Source organism: Psychrobacter piscatorii (genome assembly GCF_043641605.1).
In the GTDB taxonomy this organism is placed as follows: domain Bacteria; phylum Pseudomonadota; class Gammaproteobacteria; order Pseudomonadales; family Moraxellaceae; genus Psychrobacter; species Psychrobacter piscatorii_C.
This window is the reverse complement of the sequence record NZ_JBHZRK010000015.1, coordinates 1-18390: the sequence shown is the minus strand read 5'-3', so window position 1 is coordinate 18390 and position 18390 is coordinate 1. Positions and strand designations below refer to the sequence as shown.

Below are 18390 nucleotides of genomic sequence, written 5' to 3'. Positions count from 1 at the left end.
ACTAATCATTGATATTTTCTCTTTAATGTTGATAAGCTGTGGATAACATTTTAGCACTTATAAAAAAACCACCGCTTGCGCGATGGTTTTTGTTATTACTTTTCTGATAGAGCGTCAGTTAATCAACTATTTTTACCGTGCGACGTTTCTGCTCTTCTTCGACTTTCTTATTCACGATATATTGCTGAGTCATGCTGAATAAGTTGTTCACTGTCCAATATAGTACCAAACCTGCTGGGAAGAACAGCATGAACGCGGTGAAGATAATCGGCAAGAACTTCATCACTTTTGCTTGCATTGGATCTGCTGGCTGCGGATTCAACTGCTGCTGTATGAACATTGACGCACCCATCAATAGCGGCAAGATAAACCATGGGTCCATGGCCGAAAGATCGCGAATCCATAGAATCCATGGCGCATGACGTAGCTCGACGCTCTCTACAAGCACCCAATACAAGGCTAAGAAAATTGGCATCTGCATCAAGATTGGTAAACAACCTGCCATCGGATTGACTTTTTCTTCTTTGTAGATGGCCATCATTTCTTGCGACATTTTCATACGATCGTCGCCATGCTCTTCTTTTAGCGTTTTTAGTCTCGGTGCAATAGCGCGCATTTTTGCCATTGAATAGTAACTCTTATTAGAGAACCACATCAAAGCAATTTTAACTAAAATCGTTAGTAGGATGATTGACCAACCCCAATTACCCACAACTTTATGCACACCTTCCAAGATAGCAAATAAGACCTTCGATATTGGCCACAGTAAACCGTAATCAACCGTCTTATTCAGACCAACTGCCACATCTTTTAGCTCAGACTGTACCTTTGGACCTGCATACAGTGTGGCATCCAATGTGACTTGCTTGTTCGGTGCTACATTGACTGGCTGACTGTTAAAGCCAATAAAGTAGTCGTTACCAGTTTCGCGGGTGAAGAACTTACCCGTAAAGTTTTGGGGCGTCCATGCAGAGACAAAATAATGCTGCACAATGCCAACCCAGCCTTTATCACTGGTCGTCGTCAGCTCGCCATCGCTGAAGTCTTTAAATTTTAGTTTATTGTAAGGATCATCTGGCGTACCCCAGGCACCACCAAGATAAGTCGCCATGCTCAGCGCGCCTTTATCAGACATACCAGGATCTTTACTATCGTCACGTTTTAGCTGCGCAAACATCTGGCCTTGCCACGCGTTAGTAGAAGCGTTTTGAATTTTGTAGCTGATATCGATCGGATATTTGTTTTCAGTAAAAGTAAACGTCTTAGTGATTGTCACGCCATCTTTTTTGTAAGTAAGCGGTACTGACAATGTCTGTTGCCCTGCTTCCATTACATAATTATTAGCGGTGTGGCTGTAAGTCGCTCTACCTTCTGCTGTATCAATACCATTTTGGCCGATAAGTCCAGACTGAGCCACGTATACACGATTGCTGTTGTTTTCTAGCAATACGAAAGGCTTATCGCTATCGAGCGTCGCGTCATACTGCTTGAGCGCAGCATAGACAATATCACCGCCTTCTGGGTTGATTTTAATGTCATAGCGATCGGTCGTTACCGTGATTAATCCTGTGTCCTTTGCAGGCGTAGCTGTCACAGCTGTGTTATCCACAGGTAGTGTCTGAACCGGAATATCACCTGCGGCACCAGTGGTAGAAGGAATGTCAGCACCTACTGAACTTGTAGTTTCTGGCACCGCTTCTACAGCTGGTGCATCGGCATAATCATCTCGCCATGCCAAAATCAGCAGATAAGCGGTAATTAGCATCGCAATGATGATCATCACCCGAAATATCTTTTGCATAAACCTTTCCTAGATTAAAAATTAGGGAATGAAAAATTAGGGCATGTGTCATGACTGTACTGCATAGTTATCTTCATGATCGATAACTGCGTTGAGAGTCATTTACATAAAATGTGCATCATTTTACTAAAAATCTGCTTCAAATGATACCAAGAGTGTGGATAACTTGTGGGTAAGTCATTGAAGATGATATCTAAAGCTCGAAGTTGTGGTTTTCATGTTGTCTTCATTAAGTAGTTAAGACGTGGCACATAACCCTGACGATCTCGGTAAACCCCCAGTCCTTGAGCGGTACTATTGGATATATCAGTAAAGGACAAGTACTTATAGCGATAAGAAGATAAAGGGAGTGGGACAAAGTCAATGCCGTGTCCACCAAGCGGATGACATCTGCTAAGACGTTTTAACAGCAACCAACTACCTGCACGAGTGCCATGCCAAGCCAAAGCTTGTTTACCGTAGTTTGAACAGGTGGGATAGTAACGGCAGCGAGCAGGTATGATAGGGCTAATTATTTTTTGATAAAAATTTATTATATTTAATAAAAATTCATAAATTATTTTATTTATTAATTTTAATAAATTTTTCATTTTATTTTTTTTCTATTTTTTTAAATATATTATTTATTTCATTTTTTAATTCTTTATTATTTATACCTTTTATTGATTTTTTTACTATAAAAATAATATCTTTATTTTCTAATTTAAAAGCTTTTGTACGGAACTGCTCACGGATATGTCGTTTAATCAAATTTCGAGCGACAGCAGTAGGTACTTTACGCTTAGTAATCGCCATACCGATACGTGGCTTGTCACAAGCACTAGGGCTCACAAACGCCATCAAGTGACTCTGATGTATTTTACGCTCAGGTGCGTCAAACACTTCACGAAAAGCTGCTGGTGTCAGTAGGCGCTGCTCTTTAGTAAAATTGGCTGTAGGTGTAGCTGAAAGAGATTTGGGCATGGTATGACCTAATATGATAGGGAATGGCGATATTAGAGATAATAGCAAAATATAGGAACAAAAAAAGCGCCGATGCGGGCGCTTTTAATATATAGCTAAGTGTCAGTTGTGATGATTGACTATTGCAATCTATAAGCAATAAGAGCACAACAAGCACTATTAGCCATGCTTATCGCTATCTACTGATTATACAGTTAGACGATGACGTCCTTTAGCACGGCGACGAGCTAAGACCTGACGGCCTTTTTTAGTTGCCATACGAGCACGGAAACCGTGAGTACGTTTACGCTTGATCACGCTTGGTTGGAATGTACGTTTCATAACTCACCTATCAAAATAATGGACTAAATTCGTAATAACGGAGGATTATACCATCCAGTATAGTTTTGGTCAATAAACTAATTTAGCCTGTTTTCAGAGATTTAGTTTCTGCTATCAGACTACTAGATATTATTTGTTCAATACTTCAGTTTGTTCAACCAGTTTCTTAGTTGACAGTAAATAATTTTTGAAGTTATCCACAGTTTTGTGTGATGTCTATAATAATAATTAATTAATATATATAAGTATTGTTGTTATTGGGACCTTAATTATCTGTGGTTAACTCTGTTTTCTATTTATTTATCAAAGTACTAGACTATGGGTAAGGCTGTGGATAACCTGTGGGCTAAATATGGATAACTTGTCTTTTTGATTTATCCACAAAACTGTCCACAGTCTTATCCCCAAAAAACAAGGTTTTATCCACAGGGTATCTATGTTAGATTAGCCCCTACTTCGTGTGTGGCTTCTCATAGCTTTCCAGTGTGACTTTTAAGACAGTTAATTGCGGTTGATACTAAGCATTTATGTAGAAGGTCAGGCTATTAAAGTTAACTATTATTTCAAATTATAGGGTTAGTATTTTTCATGATAGACACAGCAAATATTTGGGATAAATGTCTGAACGATTTGCGCTACAACGTTAAAGACAACGTTTTCACCATGTGGCTGCGACCTTTGTCAGCTCACCAAGAAGCACAAACTCTAATCATTCTTGCGCCTAATGATTATTTTGTCACGTATATCAAAAAGAACCATCTTCAAGATATTCAGCAATTGGTTGCCAAGCACAGTCAAGGTAGTATTGAGGAGGTTGTTGTCCGTGTTGATAATGCGGGACGTGAGGTAGACGATAGTCAGCAGTCACAATCAGGCTCGTTATTTTTGGAAGATAAGCCCTCCCCTACCCCATCTGAGCATAAATTTGAATCTATCCATCATAATAATTCGAAAGCAGATATCGACGCTAATATGCGTCAGGGAGAACTAAACGACTCAGCTGATGCTAAATCACTGAGCTATCTCAACCCTGACTTTACTTTCGAGACATTTGTCACTGGTAAGTCGAACAATCTGGCCTACAAAGCTTGTTACGAGCTTGGTAAAAAACAATCAAAAAATAGACACAATCCTTTATTTATATACGGACCTTCTGGATTGGGAAAAACGCATTTAATGCATTCTGTAGCACATCGCTATTTAAAAAATAATCAAAGCTTTTATTATTTCACTTCTGAGAAGTTTATAAATCAATTAGTTTATTCATTAAGAAATAATAAAATAGAAGATTTTAAAAAGAAAATAAAAAAAGTAGATTTATTAATTGTAGATGATATTCATGTCTTAGCAGGAAAGACCAAAAGTAGTAATGAGTTTTTGACATTGTTTGCAGATTTTACTAGTGGTGACAAACAGCTGATTTTGGCTTCTGATCGTCATCCATCACAAATGACGGAATTTGATGAACGTTTTAGGTCGCGATTTTCTTGGGGATTAACGGTCGCAGTTGACCCTCCTGAGATTGACACTCGCGTGCAAATTTTGCAGAAAAAAGCCGCTTCTTATGGCATGGTGCTGCCTAAAGAGTGTGCATTGTTTATCGCTCAAAACGTGGTATCCAATGTCAGACGTCTGGAAGGTGCTCTCAATCAAGTTTTTGCAAATGCCAATCTGACAGGCGCACAGATTACTCTTGAGATGGTGCAATACGCGCTCAAAGACATCGTCGCCATGCGTGTACAAGCTGTAAATATGGATAATATCCGCAAAATAGTCGCTGAATACTATGATGTAACGGTCAAGGATATTATGGGACGTAAACGTACGCGAAGCATCGCCAGACCTCGCCAAATAGCGATGGCCCTATCGCGTGAGTTGACAGGTGATAGTTTTCCTGAGATTGGTCAATCATTCGGCGGACGGGACCACACTACAGTGATGCACGCTTGCGATAAAGTAAATGAATTACGAGCAGCAGATCCAGCGTTTGACAAGGATTATAAGACGCTGGCGTTGATGTTACAGGCAGGTTAGTAGAGTAAGTCTTCACTGTATTTTAGCGAGAAAATATCGTTTATAATATTGAAAATATAAGCAGATAGATGCTCTGTAGATTATAGTCAGTAGACAAGGTATTATTAGACGATTACGTCAAGTTTTTATAAAAAAATCATTCAAATAAGAGTAACTAAGCATGCAATTATCGATCAATCGAGAATCGTTACTAAAAGCTATCAACTTGATCGCCAAAGCCGCTGATAAACGCCATAATATGGTGATATTGGGCAATATTAAGCTGCAGTTATCAGAGTCCGAGCTTATCTTGACAGCCTCAGATCTAGAAGTGGAGCTGACATCGACCTTGAAATTGCCTGCTGGTGCTTGTGTTGAAGCAGGAACAACGACGCTACCTGCAACAAAACTAAAAGATATTTGTAAATCCTTACCTGCACAAGCTCAAGTTAACCTAGCGACTCAAGCGAATGAGCGTTGTTTGCTTACCAGTGGCAAGAGCCGTTTCACGCTAGGTACCTTACCAAGTGAAGATTATCCAAGCCTAGGCAATCCTGAAAATATCACGCCGTTGAACATCAGCCGTAGTCGCTTGACAGATTTGATTCACAAGACTCAGTTTGCGATGGCGATTCAAGATGTACGTTATTATTTAACGGGTATGCTGTTTGATGTTTCACAGCAGCAGCTGACAACCGTTGCGACCGACGGACATAGACTGGCCTTGGCACGTAGCGTTATAGATGTGAGTGCTGATCTTAGCATGCAGGCTATCTTGCCACGTAAGGCAGTAATTGAGCTTGAACGTTTGGCGACTGAGCTTGGCAAAATGCTAGGCGACCAAGACAATGCAGTTACTTTGAGCTTTGGTCGTGAGTTTTTGCAAGTGAGCTTACCATTTGGCGATGTCGATAGTGCAGGACAAGTCAGCCAAAATCTAATGGTGACGTTTACTGCCCGTTTGATTGATGGCAAATTCCCTGATTATCGCCGCGTCATGCCAAGCAATACAGATAAACTTGCGTTATTTAGTCAAGAAAAAATGACTGACGTATTACGCCGCGTTGCGATTTTGAGTAATGAGAAGTCGCGCGGTGTGGTCTTTAATTTTGCCAGTGATGGTATGGTAGAGGTACGTGCCAACAATGCTGAGCAAGATGAAGCCGTGGAGATGATACAAGCCAAATATCAGGGCGAGCCAATGGAGCTATCATTCAATGCTGCGTATCTACAAGACGTGCTAGGTGTTATTCAAGGTGATTTGCAGATGCATATGAGCCAATCAAATGCCTCTGTACTTGTCAATCAACTCAATGATGAGTTTCATCAATATGTCATCATGCCGATGCGTATATAGTCTGATTTTTTGCACATCATACAGCATTGAACCGCGCTAGCATCTTTTAAGTATTTACGCGGACAGCTTGAATTTTAATAAACTTTTGCTTGCTTTAAAAGCTGAAAATAATGGGCGGCTATCGATATCATGATTGAACGTCTACAAATATCAAATCTGCGCAACCTCACACAAGTTAATCTGCAGTCTACCGTTTGCAACGTTATCATCGGTGCAAATGGTAGCGGCAAAACCTCTTTGCTTGAAGCGATATTTTTATTATCGAGAGGCAAGAGCTTTCGCCATCACCAGCCAAAACGTTATATTCAACATCATCAAAACAACACTACCGTATATGCTAGACTCAACGACAGTCGTACGCTAGCCATTCAAAAACAAGCAGATGCGACAACCATTCTGCGTCTTAATCAAGCTACTGTCTACAACCAAAGTATACTGACCGAGCAGCTACCCACGCTATTGATAGATCCCTCAACGATGGATATGTTAGAGCAGGGTAGTGCTAGTCGTCGCCAGCTATTGGATTGGTTAGTGTTTCACATGAAACAAGGTTTTCACCCACAATGGGTCGCCTATCAACGCCTTTTAAAACAGCGCAATAGTTTACTAAAAAAGACTCGTCAATTGACTCAAGTCCAGCTAGCTGAGCTAAAGTCTTGGGATAAAGGACTAAGTAATCATGCGGCATTGATACATCATTATCGTGAGCAAGTATTTACTGAGTGGCAGCCTTATTTTGCCAAAAGTGTTTTGCAGTTATTGCCATCTTATGCTGAGCAATTGAGCCTAAGTTATAACGCTGGCTATGACACTAATGTCGCGCTTGATGTACAGCTTAATGAGCGATTAGAGCAGGATTTACAGCTAGGATATACCCGTATAGGCAATCATCGGGCTGATATCCACGTACATTGGCGCTCTGATAATACTGTACGATCTGATGATGTTGTAGATAGTCAGGCGACAATTACAGCGTCTTCAGATCATGAGATGAAGACTAAATTACCAGTTTTAAAAGAGCAGGCCGCCAATGTATTGTCCCGCGGTGAAAAGAAGCTGCTCATAACTGCGCTACGGTTATCGCAACTACCATTACTGCTCAATGATAATAAAGATAGCGCTTCGTTTGATAATCACTCAACGTCAAGAGTTACTCCTGTTGTGTTACTCGATGACATTACCGCAGAGTTAGATGATAGAGCGATAGGGATTCTTCTATCGAACTTAGCGCAGCTGCCTTGTCAGGTGTTTATGACCAGTTTGACCGATGACATCATTCCTTTAGTGAATGAGCTGTGGACAACCTCTAAATTGTTTCACGTGAAACAAGGTCAGATATTGGCGGCTGATTAACCTTCCCATTATCACCACTTATTAACATCACTTTTTATCACAACTTTTGGTAGCTATCTGCCTACGCTCCATTCTTTTACGCTCCCTCTGTACTTCTTTTGATTGCTATCACAGTTACGACTATCGCTCGTATAAACTGTCTGGTCAAGACAGCAAATCACCAGTCGTAAAACTCCCAGTAAACAGTGACTTAGAGGCAAAAAAATGCTAAAATAGTCCTTTATTTTTGTCCTGTTCTCAGCAATTTATCTGATAGCATCATATAAAAGATTTCTATTTTTTGTTTCTTTATAAGTAGTTGATAATTAAATATTTTATTTATTTCAATAGTTTTAACAATGGCTAGAAAACGAAGACTATTACTAATAAGTAATTTGCCAATTTTATCTCTATGCAGCCTTTTTGAGGTTAACGGTGGTTAGTAGTTTAGCCGCTCATATGCACTCTAAGTTATGAATAATAGAAGTTGATTTTAAGATGCCATCATGAGGTGCATTTTTATAAGTGCGCTGACAAAAACGGCTGATTATGGCTAGATTAAGGAATGTACATGAGTGATTCATTACCTATTGACCACGAGCAATTGATAGACGACAGTGCTACTGAAGCCGATGTGCCTACTGTAGTTTCAGAAGTATTACCTTCTGATTATAGTTCTAAGGATATCCGTGTACTACGTGGGCTAGAGGCTGTACGCGTGCGCCCTGGTATGTATATTGGTGACACTGACGATGGCACAGGCTTGCATCATATGGTCTTTGAGGTCGTGGATAACTCTATCGATGAGGCGCTGGCCGGTCACTGTGATCAGATCGATATCATCATTCACGAAGATGAGTCTGTCAGTGTGATGGACAATGGCCGCGGTGTACCAGTCGATATTCATCCAGAAGAGGGTGTATCAGCAGCACAGGTTATTATGACTGTCTTGCATGCAGGCGGTAAATTTGATGATAATAGCTATAAAGTATCAGGTGGCCTGCATGGTGTTGGGGTATCGGTCGTCAACGCATTGTCTAAAAAGCTTGAGATGAATATCTGGCGTGAAGGCTATCATTATCATCAGACCTATACTGATGGGGTACCAGACGCTGACATCCAGCAGATGGAAGCGACCGATCAAACCGGTACGCAAATCCGCTTTTATCCAAGTAGCGACGTATTCACCGGTACGGTTTTTGAATATGATATTTTGGCAAAACGCCTACGCGAGCTGTCATTTTTAAACTCTGGCGTGCGCATTGTCCTGACCGATGAGCGCATTGATAAGCGTCATGAGTTTGAGCATAAAGGCGGTCTGTTAGAGTTTGTCAGCTATATTAATGCAGGTAAAGACGGTATCAATGAGGTCTTCCATTTTACCAGTCAGCAAGACGACGGTATCAGTGTCGAGGTTGCGCTACAGTGGACCGATACTTACAACGAAAAAGTGTTGTGCTTTACCAATAATATTCCGCAAAAAGATGGTGGTACGCATCTATCAGGTTTCCGCTCAGCACTTACACGCGGCCTAAATAGCTATATGGATCGTGAGAACCTATTCAAAAAAGAGAAAGTCGCGGCAACTGGCGATGACGCTCGTGAAGGTCTAACGGCTATTGTCTCGGTGAAAGTGCCGGATCCAAAATTCTCAAGCCAGACCAAAGACAAGCTAGTCTCAAGTGAAGTGAAATCTGCTGTCGAATCAGCGATGCATGATAAGTTCAATGACTATCTGCTAGAGAATCCAACTGCTGGTAAAGCCATTGCTAATAAAATTATGGAAGCAGCAAGGGCGCGTGACGCCGCTCGTAAAGCACGTGAAATGACTCGTCGCAAGACGACTCTGGATATTGCAGGTCTGCCTGGTAAACTTGCTGACTGCCAAGAAAAAGATCCAGTACTATCTGAGCTATACATTGTGGAGGGTGACTCTGCAGGTGGCTCAGCTAAGCAAGGTCGTAGCCGTAAAACCCAAGCTATTTTGCCACTGAAAGGTAAAATTCTAAACGTTGAGCGTGCACGCTTTGACAAGATGCTATCCTCTGCTGAAGTGGGTAACCTGATTACCGCACTCGGCTGTGGTATTGGCCCTGACGAATATAATCCAGATAAAGTACGCTATCACAAAATCATCATCATGACCGATGCCGATGTTGATGGATCACATATTCGTACTTTATTGCTGACTTTCTTCTTCCGCCAAACACCTGAATTGATCGAGCGTGGTTATATTTATATCGCTCAGCCACCGCTATACAAAGTGAAAAAGGGTCGTCAAGAGCTATATCTAAAGGATGACGAAGCGCTTAAAGCGTATCTATTGTCATCAACGATTGATAATACGAAGCTACACATTAGTGCGGATGCGCCTGCTATTACTGGGCAAGCGCTTGAGACACTACTAAATGATTATAACCAAACGCAATTGATCAAAGCTCGTTTGCAGATCCGCTTCCCAGCGGTCATCTTGGATGCGTTGACGCATACGCCGAAACTTAGCACTGACATGACTTATGATGAGTCTGCGATGCAGAACTGGAAAGCCGCGATGCAGACTAAGCTAGATCATTTCGGTAGTGATCTAAGTCCTGAGATTGAATTGGTCAATATCCATGCGCCGCAGCCAAAAAATATGGATGCAGCGGCTGCCGATCTATTGGGTATGACGCCTGTCATCGGTACTGAAGCCGCAAGCACTGAAGAAGGCGAAGCGTCAGATAATGAGGCTCTATCTACTAAGGCGCAATGGCTACCACGCGTCACGGTATATGTACATCAACTGGCTCACCATTATCTGCTAGATGCTAGCTTTATCAACTCAGGTGAGTATGGCAAGCTGTTACGTCTATCAAGCGAGTGGAATACACTGCTTGAGAGTGATGCCTTTATCCGCCGTGAAGCAAGTGCGGGCACGACTAAAGATATCCCAGTACGTGACTTCGATTATCTCTGGCAGCAAATGATGCTCGATGCACGTCGTGGTCTGGCTATTCAGCGTTACAAAGGTCTAGGCGAGATGAACGCCGACCAGCTGTGGGATACAACGATGGATCCAGAAAATCGCCGTATGCTGCGCGTTACTATCGAAGATGCGATTGCCGCTGATCATATGTTTACCTGCTTGATGGGTGATCACGTTGAACCGCGCCGTATCTTCATCGAAGAAAATGCCTTAACGGTGTCAAATCTAGACATCTAAATTTGAGTGTTCTATTTATAACATATGAAATACCGTTTCGATTATCGAAGCGGTATTTTCGTTTCACGTGAAACTTATTTAGATAAATTGCTATTGGTTAGCAATCATAATCTGTGGAAATAAAATGATCGAAGTGATATTACTTGCTATCGCCCTAGCGATGGATGCGTTTGCGGTATCGATAGGACTGGGCGCAAAATCACAGAAACAAAGCCAGCAATATGTACGTCATCTCGCTATTTATGCCGCATTATATTTCGGTATCGCGCAGGGTGTGATGCCGCTCATTGGGTACTTATTGGGTGCAGCGCTGTTGGGATGGTTAGCAGCGGCAGCGCCTTGGATCGGTGGTATCATCTTGATTGCGCTGGGTGGTAAGATGCTGTACGAAGTGCTCAGTGGTGAGGATGACGAAGACGATATCGACGTGGGTAGTAGCGTCATCAACCATCGCACGATGTTTACGCTAGCGATTGCCACAAGTATCGATGCGATGGCAGCCGGATTTACGCTAAATTTATTGGCCTTGAACGCATGGCTAGCCTGCTTGATTATCGCGGTAGTAACGGCTGTATTTGGCTGGATTGGGGTCTATTTGGGACGTCGCTCAGGCACATGGCTAGAAGAAAAAGCAGAAGTATTAGGCGGTGTGGTACTGATTGCGATTGGCATAAAAGTCATGTTTTTTAGCTAATCTATTTAAAGTTTCAATTAGCCTTTATGCAAAAAGCACCGCTTTGATTATCAAAGCGGTGCTTTTTTGTTTCACGTGAAACTTAAATTGACCAATATATCTATCGACTACTCTTCGTCAGTATTAAAGCGCCAAGCGAGTACACGAGTGCTCTTTTGACCTTGGCTCATCTCAATGATACGCATCTGCGCGACATTAAGCTGCTTTAATAGTAGCTGTAAAGGTTTCACGTTTTCTGATTTTGACACTAAAGTCGTAAACCAACCAACGTGCTCTGCAAAACTTTGGCTTTCTTTTGCCATCTTGGTTAAGAACGCAATCTCACCGCCTTCGCTCCATAGCTCTTTGTGCTGACCACCGAAGTTTAGGTTCTGCGCGGCATTACCTGGCTTGGTTGAATGACGGCTGATTTGCTCGCTTTCATTCTTACCGCGATGGCGTTGCAAGTTGTGCTGCTTACGGCTGTTGGCTTCCATCGCTTCTTCTAATGACGCGTGAAACGGTGGGTTACAAACCACGACGTCAAAATAGTCTTGACGACCAATGATATTTTTAAAGATAAACTTAGGCTCAGGTTGCAGCTTAACTTTGACCGCGCTTTTCAGCTTTGGATTGGCGTCACAAATGAGTGCAGCGGTATTGACCGAAATCGGATCAATATCGCTCGCGGTAAAGCGCCAGCCATAGCTCTGACTACCGACGATCGGATAGATCGCACTGGCACCCGTACCGATATCTAGAGCATGAATCTCTTTACCCGTCGGCGGTGTGTTGTCGGCATTGACGTACGTGGTTTGCGCGAGTAAATCCGCAATATAGTGAATATAATCGGCACGCCCAGGAATCGGCGGGCATAGGTAGCCTTCAGGAATATCCCAAAATTTAACGCCGTAATAGTGCGCCAACAGTGCTTTATTCAGCACACGAACTGCTTGATGATCCGAGAAATTAATCGTCGGCTCGCCTTTGGGGTTGGTGATGGTGTGCTCAGCAAGCTCAGGCAACGCGCGCGTCAATACGGCAAAGTCGTAACGACCTTGGTGCGGATTGCGCGGATGCAGCTGACCGAGTTTTTTGGCGGTCGCAGGAGATCGGTTTCTGTGTTTGCTGTTTGCAGGGATACGGGTCATAAGGTAGGGCTACGATAGGTGAATATAAGCAAACAGTGTAGCAGATTTCGCAGGTTTCTAATGGTTTATCCGTGCTTTATCGATCGCTTATCGGTGACGAAAGATTAGGTTGAGTCCCAATACGATCATCGCCGACCCCAATACACGGTCAATCCAATGCTCAAAACGCTGAAATCGGCAATGAATCGCAGGGATAGAGAGTAGCATCACCACCGTGCTAAACCATGCCATCTGTAAGACCATCATCCATACGCCATAGATGGCCAATTGCCAAAGCGGTATATCTGGTGACAGCACAAGGGTAAAGATAGCCACAAAATACACAGGCGCTTTTGGGTTAAAGACATTGCAGAAAAATCCACGGCGCAACGTAGCAACGGTAGATTCGGTATGAATAGAGGCACTTTTCTCAGACAAGCTTTTAGAGGAAGAGCTGTTAGCAGAAAGGGTTGCTCCGTTCTCTGCTTTTGACACATCAACGGAGGTATTTTCTGTCGCTGTTAACGCTACTGGCTTTTTAGGTTTGGCCTGAATACCTTGCCACCCTAGATAGATCAGATAGCCACCACCCAGCCATTTAATCGCGGTCAATAGCGGCTGCGAATGGGCAATCACTGTCGCCAGTCCCAGCACTGAGTAGATAATATGAACAGACAATCCTAAGGTAATACCCAAACTACAGATCAAGCCAGTACGTCGACCTTTGGCTAACGTCTGCTGCGAGACCAACACAAAATCAGGCCCTGGTGAGGCGGCGGCCAGCAAGTGAACGCTCGTAATCAACAAAAATCCGTGCCAAAACTCCATAAAACCCTCTGTACCCTATCCAGTCTGAATCATAGTTGCACTTATCGTAAATGAGGTCAACTTTTATCTGTTATCGCGCCATTCGAGTCATTGCTGTCGCTTGTGTTATCGCTATATGGTGTCTATATTAAAAGGTGGATGAAAAGCAGGTTTATCGACAAACCTCTATGAATAAACCATCAAGATTCGACGATATAATCATTCACTACATAAAAAATAACTTTGACAAGGACATCACCATGACGACGGACAGTAAGACGCAAGACAATCGCATTACTTATGACACAGACGGCACTATTTGCCTGATTGGGCTAAACCGCGCCAATAAGCGCAATGCTTTTGACAGTCATATGATCACCCAGCTATCTGACGCATTGACTCGATATGAAGACGATGAGCATCTACGCTGTGCGCTTATCTTTGCGTATGGTGATCACTTCACCGCTGGGCTCGATCTGGTCGAGCTACAAGACAAGCTAAACGATGGTGTGTTTGAATTTGATGACAACCAAATTGACCCGTGGGGCATTAGCGGACGCTTACGTACCAAACCTGTGGTGGTGGCGGTCAAAGGCACGTGCTTTACCGTGGCTATCGAGTTGATGCTCAATTGTGATGTGGTCATCGCAAGCGACAACTGTAACTTTGCTCAAATGGAAGTCCAGCGCGGCATCATGCCATTTGGCGGGGCGACGGTACGGTTTGTCGCGGCGGCAGGCTGGCAAAAAGCCATGCCGTATCTGCTCACGGGCAAAGCATTCGATGCGCAAACAGCTGATCGGCTGAACTTGGTCAGTGAAGTGGTGGCAAATGGCACTGAATACGAGCGTGCATTAACACTGGCACAAGAGATCTGTAAAGCTGCGCCGCTGGGCGTCAGAGGCGCGCTATCATCCGCGCAAGATGCGAGACGCAATGGGGCCGCGACGGCACTGGCTAATATCCATAGCTATCTGCCACCGCTCTTTCATTCAGAAGATGCCAAAGAGGGCGTGATGGCGATGGTTGAGCGAAGGGAAGCGGAGTTTAAGGGGAGGTAAGGAGTTTTTAAATGGGCACTGAACAAAGAATCTAATCAATTACTTGATGCCAAAAAAGAACATTCTCTTGTTTGCTGAGCCGATATCTTCAAAATTTATATTGAGATTATCGGTAATCAGTTTTTTTCTAACATTTTTAGATGCTTTTATAAGATCGTTTTTGAAATCTTGACCATTAACAGCTAAATCTTCGCTATAAAAGTTTGTATATCCTGAGATAATTACTCTAAGATATAAACTAAAATCAACATAATTACCGCATTCGCGTTTAACCTTAGTCATTGATTGAAAGCTATTGATTCGTTCTATAGCTTTACGAGAAACTGGTTCAGGAATGCGTCGTTGGTAAGATTGTAGTCTAGCTTTATAAACTATATCAAAGCCTAGGTATGTAAATTCTCCTCTAGCACCACATATCTTGGTTTTCGGTTTTCCGATTTCCTTTTCAATATCTAAACCAATATTTTTAAGGTTTTCTTGAACGTGATCTTTTAGTTTTTTAGCTCTATCGTAAGAGTTGCTAAAGATTAGAAAGTCGTCAGCATAACGTATATACGGTATGCTGTTCTTAATCATTAAATTGTCAAACTCGTATAAATACATTGAAGAGCATAATGATGCTATAGGCATACCTTGACGAACACCCTTACCCTTAAGTTCTTTTAAATATGCCTCTATCAGTTTTTTGTACTTTGAATCGCCATAATCCAACTCCGCATCGCAGTAAACAAAGCTTTTAAAAGTAGCAATCAGCTCTTTATCTTCATTTAATCCAATAAACTCTTTTTCAAACTTCTTTACAGCGATTTCTCTATTTATATTATCGAAGAATTTAACAATATCTGCTTTGATAACATACTTATATTTTTCTCGGTATTCTATAACTTCGTATAAAGCTTTACGTATGCCTTCTACAGTTTTTTTGGCAGGCTTACCGTCTTTGTCTAAAGTATCTACAACTTTTTCATGAATACCTTTATTCAGAGCATGGTCATACTCGCAGAATTTTTCGTACATATTTCTGTAGTAATCTTTTAAGTACTTAATAAAAAGTTTTTGAAGAATTTTATCTTGTACTGAAGGGACACAAACCAAGCGTGTATTATCTACTGTCGTTAAATCGTGTTTACGACAGTTTGTTTTAGGCAGAATAATAGGGGTTAAATGATCACAGTTATACTTGAAATCTGATATTTTTTTACAAATACTATCTAAAGCTTTGTTGCTAAAATTGTTTAAATAATCATTAACGGTGATGTATTTAGTATGGTAGGAGTTGTCTGCTTTTGACTTGTTTTTCGCGAGTTGATTGAGGGTGGTTTTGAAATTCTCTTTCACATAAGATGAGAAGTTAACCTTGTCTATCATGACTATCTCCCTTGCTTCTATTTAATAAACCTTTTGCATTACTAACGAAATAAAGAATTTATGCAAAAGGTCTATTCACTAGATAGCCATGATGAAGGTGCAGTGCTACACGCAATCTATGAGCAAGCTTTCTTAAGCGTTGAACAATGTCGCCACTTACATATAGCGCACGTTTGGAACTGTACGTCATATAGCTGTCATATGGTGTGACAAGCTCATCAATAACAAGCTTACAATTTGTTAAATTGTTTGCGTTATTTAGAGCTAAATAGATAATAGCATTAATATTTATAACTTAGGAAACACTTGTTAATTAAATCGTTATTATTCAAACCTCACCCAAATCTTCCATATCCACATACTCTTTTTTACCATGGATCTTATACATCTTGCGATTGATCTCTGGATACAGGGTAATATCAATATCAGGTCGGCTGCCGCCCATCAAGTAAGTGGCATCAGCATCGCTCTCATTGCGCATCGAATGCGCCGCGCCATGCGCAGGGAAACCGACAAAATCTCCAGCGCTTAGCTGATAATGCTCATCACCGTAGCGTAGCGACAGCTCGCCTGACAGCACATAGATGAACTCATCCGACTCTTCATGATAGTGATGGGTCGTCGTCTCATCTCCCGCTTGCACACGTACGAGGTGCAACCCAAATTTCGTTAGACCAACGATATCACTGAGCGACACCGTATGGCGAATAGCGTGCTCATTGAACTGGTGGACATGCTTAGTCTCAGGCGTGTTATCGATATCGGATTTGGTCAAGACGTATGCTTGCGTGTCCTTACGCGGCTGTTGGTCTGGTGTCGTCATCATCGGTCTCCTTGATTGATGCTTTGAGTGTATACCACTATTAGCCAATAGTATCAGGTTTTAAAAGGGACGAAATAGGTGTGATTTTGATAATCATATAGCGACTTTATATATCCTGCATAAAGCGATTGTTGATGACGCCATTCCTGTTGTACCCTGAACCATTATTTTAAATAAAGGAGAGTGCGGGTGTTGTATAACTTTGATGAGGTCATCGACAGAAGGGATACGGGGTCGCTCAAATGGCACTATAGCGATGATACGATTCCGCTGTGGGTGGCGGATATGGATTTTAAGGCCGCGCCGCCTATCTTAAACGCGATTGAGCAAGCCGTGCAGCATGGCATATTGGGCTATACCAAACCTACCGAGGCGTTGTACGACGCCATTATTGATTGGCATGGCAGTCGCTATGAGTTGCCGCTTGCTAAAGAAAATATCTTGTTCTCGCCAGGTGTCGTCCCAAGCCTAGCGCTGATGATGAACGTCTTTACCGAGGTAGGGGATGCGGTACTGGTCAACGATCCTATCTATGCGCCCTTTATGAGTAAGGTTGAGCAAAATGGTCGCACGCTCATCACCTCGTTATTACAAGAGAGCGAGGGCAAATATCATTTAAATTTAGCTGATATCGAAGCCAAGATCATCGAGCATGATGTGAAGCTGTATTTACTCTGCAATCCGCACAATCCGGGTGGGCGCGTGTGGACGAGAGAAGAGCTTGAAGCGTTACTGACGATTTGTAAAAAGCATGATGTAGCGATTGTCAGTGACGAGATTCATCAAGATTTAACCTTGAGCGGTCACACGTTCACGCCATTTTTAACGCTAGCAACAGGTTACGAGCACAAGGTGGTGAGCCTAACCTCGATGACCAAAACCTTTAACATCGCTGGGATTAAAGGCTCGATGATCTTTGCTAAAGATGACGAATTAATTCAAAAAATCAGTCAGCAGCAGCAATTAAATGACGAGTACGAGCTGAATTTATTTGCGTATACAGCGATGCGTAATGCCTATGAGCAAGGCGATGAATGGTTGGCACAGGCGCTGAATTATATTGAGGCTAATATTGATTTAACTGTTCAGTATTTCGCTGAGCACCTGCCAAACATTAAGGTCATGCGTCCAGAAGCGTCTTATCTAATTTGGCTGGATTGTTCAGCTTACAGTCAGGACGATCAAGTGCTCTATGACATTTTACGCGCAGCAAAAGTGGAGCTCAATGCTGGGATCAAATACGGTGAAGAAGGGCATCTTAAAATGCGCCTAAATGTAGCTTGTCCTAGATCAGTTCTGACTGAAGGGTTACATCGTATTCAAAGCGCCTTTAGCACACTATAAAAGCGGTTATAAAGCAAATATGAAGTTTTGGTTAATAGCTTACGTGCGCGTTTAGAGATTTACTCAATGCTTTGCTCATAGGCTTTATTATAGTTAGATAGCAAAAAACCCCGCGATGTGAACTGACCCCCATAAGTTGGACACAACTTATGGGGTATTTTTATGCGTTACGATCTGGACTTTAAGATGCAAGTC

15 protein-coding genes are annotated in these 18390 nt (G+C 42.2%); 7 read left to right on the top strand and 8 right to left on the bottom strand.

From position 1 onward, the window contains the following. Positions 1-118: 118 nt before the first annotated feature. The 4 genes from yidC to rpmH form a co-directional block, all read right to left on the bottom strand. A complete protein-coding gene (gene yidC, locus ACHUET_RS12480; RefSeq protein WP_394213224.1) occupies positions 119-1801 on the bottom strand; it encodes a membrane protein insertase YidC in 1683 nt (560 codons plus the stop codon). Positions 1802-2016: 215 nt separating this feature from the next. Continuing rightward, positions 2017-2391: a membrane protein insertion efficiency factor YidD gene (gene yidD / locus ACHUET_RS12475; protein ID WP_394213223.1), complete on the bottom strand. Its 375-nt coding sequence runs from the start codon at positions 2389-2391 to the stop codon at positions 2017-2019. A 1-nt stretch (position 2392) separates the two neighbouring features. Next, positions 2393-2764 carry a ribonuclease P protein component gene (rnpA, locus tag ACHUET_RS12470; protein ID WP_394213221.1) on the bottom strand — a complete coding sequence of 124 codons (372 nt, stop codon included), beginning with the start codon at positions 2762-2764 and terminating at the stop codon, positions 2393-2395. Between the two features lie 186 nt (positions 2765-2950). After that, positions 2951-3085, bottom strand: coding sequence for a 50S ribosomal protein L34 (gene rpmH, locus ACHUET_RS12465; protein ID WP_007394757.1), 135 nt, complete (start codon positions 3083-3085; stop codon positions 2951-2953). A gap of 588 nt (positions 3086-3673) precedes the next feature. Here rpmH and dnaA point away from each other — a divergent pair. The 5 genes from dnaA (at position 3674) to ACHUET_RS12440 (ending at position 11683) form a co-directional block, all read left to right on the top strand. Continuing rightward, positions 3674-5119: a chromosomal replication initiator protein DnaA gene (gene dnaA / locus ACHUET_RS12460; RefSeq protein ID WP_394213220.1), complete on the top strand. Its 1446-nt coding sequence runs from the start codon at positions 3674-3676 to the stop codon at positions 5117-5119. Between the two features lie 160 nt (positions 5120-5279). Beyond that, positions 5280-6455 carry a DNA polymerase III subunit beta gene (gene dnaN / locus ACHUET_RS12455; protein WP_371533070.1) on the top strand — a complete coding sequence of 392 codons (1176 nt, stop codon included), beginning with the start codon at positions 5280-5282 and terminating at the stop codon, positions 6453-6455. 129 nt (positions 6456-6584) lie between these two features. Next, on the top strand, positions 6585-7808 hold the full coding sequence (gene recF, locus ACHUET_RS12450; protein WP_394213218.1) for a DNA replication/repair protein RecF: 1224 nt from the start codon (positions 6585-6587) through the stop codon (positions 7806-7808). Between the two features lie 550 nt (positions 7809-8358). Then, positions 8359-10989, top strand: coding sequence for a DNA topoisomerase (ATP-hydrolyzing) subunit B (gene gyrB, locus ACHUET_RS12445; RefSeq protein ID WP_394213216.1), 2631 nt, complete (start codon positions 8359-8361; stop codon positions 10987-10989). Positions 10990-11113: 124 nt separating this feature from the next. Further along, positions 11114-11683 (top strand): manganese efflux pump MntP, encoded by a 570-nt coding sequence (locus tag ACHUET_RS12440; protein WP_394213215.1) that lies wholly within the window; start codon positions 11114-11116, stop codon positions 11681-11683. Positions 11684-11790: 107 nt separating this feature from the next. Here ACHUET_RS12440 and rlmF read toward each other — a convergent pair whose 3' ends face one another. Together rlmF and ACHUET_RS12430 are read right to left on the bottom strand one after the other, a co-directional pair. After that, complete coding sequence (rlmF, locus tag ACHUET_RS12435) at positions 11791-12813, bottom strand: 23S rRNA (adenine(1618)-N(6))-methyltransferase RlmF (RefSeq protein WP_394213213.1); 1023 nt, start codon at positions 12811-12813, stop codon at positions 11791-11793. An 87-nt stretch (positions 12814-12900) separates the two neighbouring features. Further along, positions 12901-13620, bottom strand: coding sequence for a LysE family translocator (locus ACHUET_RS12430; protein ID WP_394213211.1), 720 nt, complete (start codon positions 13618-13620; stop codon positions 12901-12903). Between the two features lie 239 nt (positions 13621-13859). Here ACHUET_RS12430 and ACHUET_RS12425 point away from each other — a divergent pair, with 239 nt between their 5' ends. After that, on the top strand, positions 13860-14660 hold the full coding sequence (locus ACHUET_RS12425) for a crotonase/enoyl-CoA hydratase family protein (protein WP_394213209.1): 801 nt from the start codon (positions 13860-13862) through the stop codon (positions 14658-14660). Between the two features lie 39 nt (positions 14661-14699). Here the strand turns inward: ACHUET_RS12425 and ACHUET_RS12420 are convergent, their stop codons facing one another. Then, positions 14700-16028 carry a reverse transcriptase domain-containing protein gene (locus ACHUET_RS12420; RefSeq protein ID WP_394213207.1) on the bottom strand — a complete coding sequence of 443 codons (1329 nt, stop codon included), beginning with the start codon at positions 16026-16028 and terminating at the stop codon, positions 14700-14702. 328 nt (positions 16029-16356) lie between these two features. Next, positions 16357-16854 carry a cupin domain-containing protein gene (locus ACHUET_RS12415; protein ID WP_394213205.1) on the bottom strand — a complete coding sequence of 166 codons (498 nt, stop codon included), beginning with the start codon at positions 16852-16854 and terminating at the stop codon, positions 16357-16359. A gap of 180 nt (positions 16855-17034) precedes the next feature. Here ACHUET_RS12415 and ACHUET_RS12410 point away from each other — a divergent pair, with 180 nt between their 5' ends. Then, positions 17035-18195, top strand: coding sequence for a MalY/PatB family protein (locus ACHUET_RS12410; protein ID WP_394213203.1), 1161 nt, complete (start codon positions 17035-17037; stop codon positions 18193-18195). Positions 18196-18390: the final 195 nt, after the last annotated feature.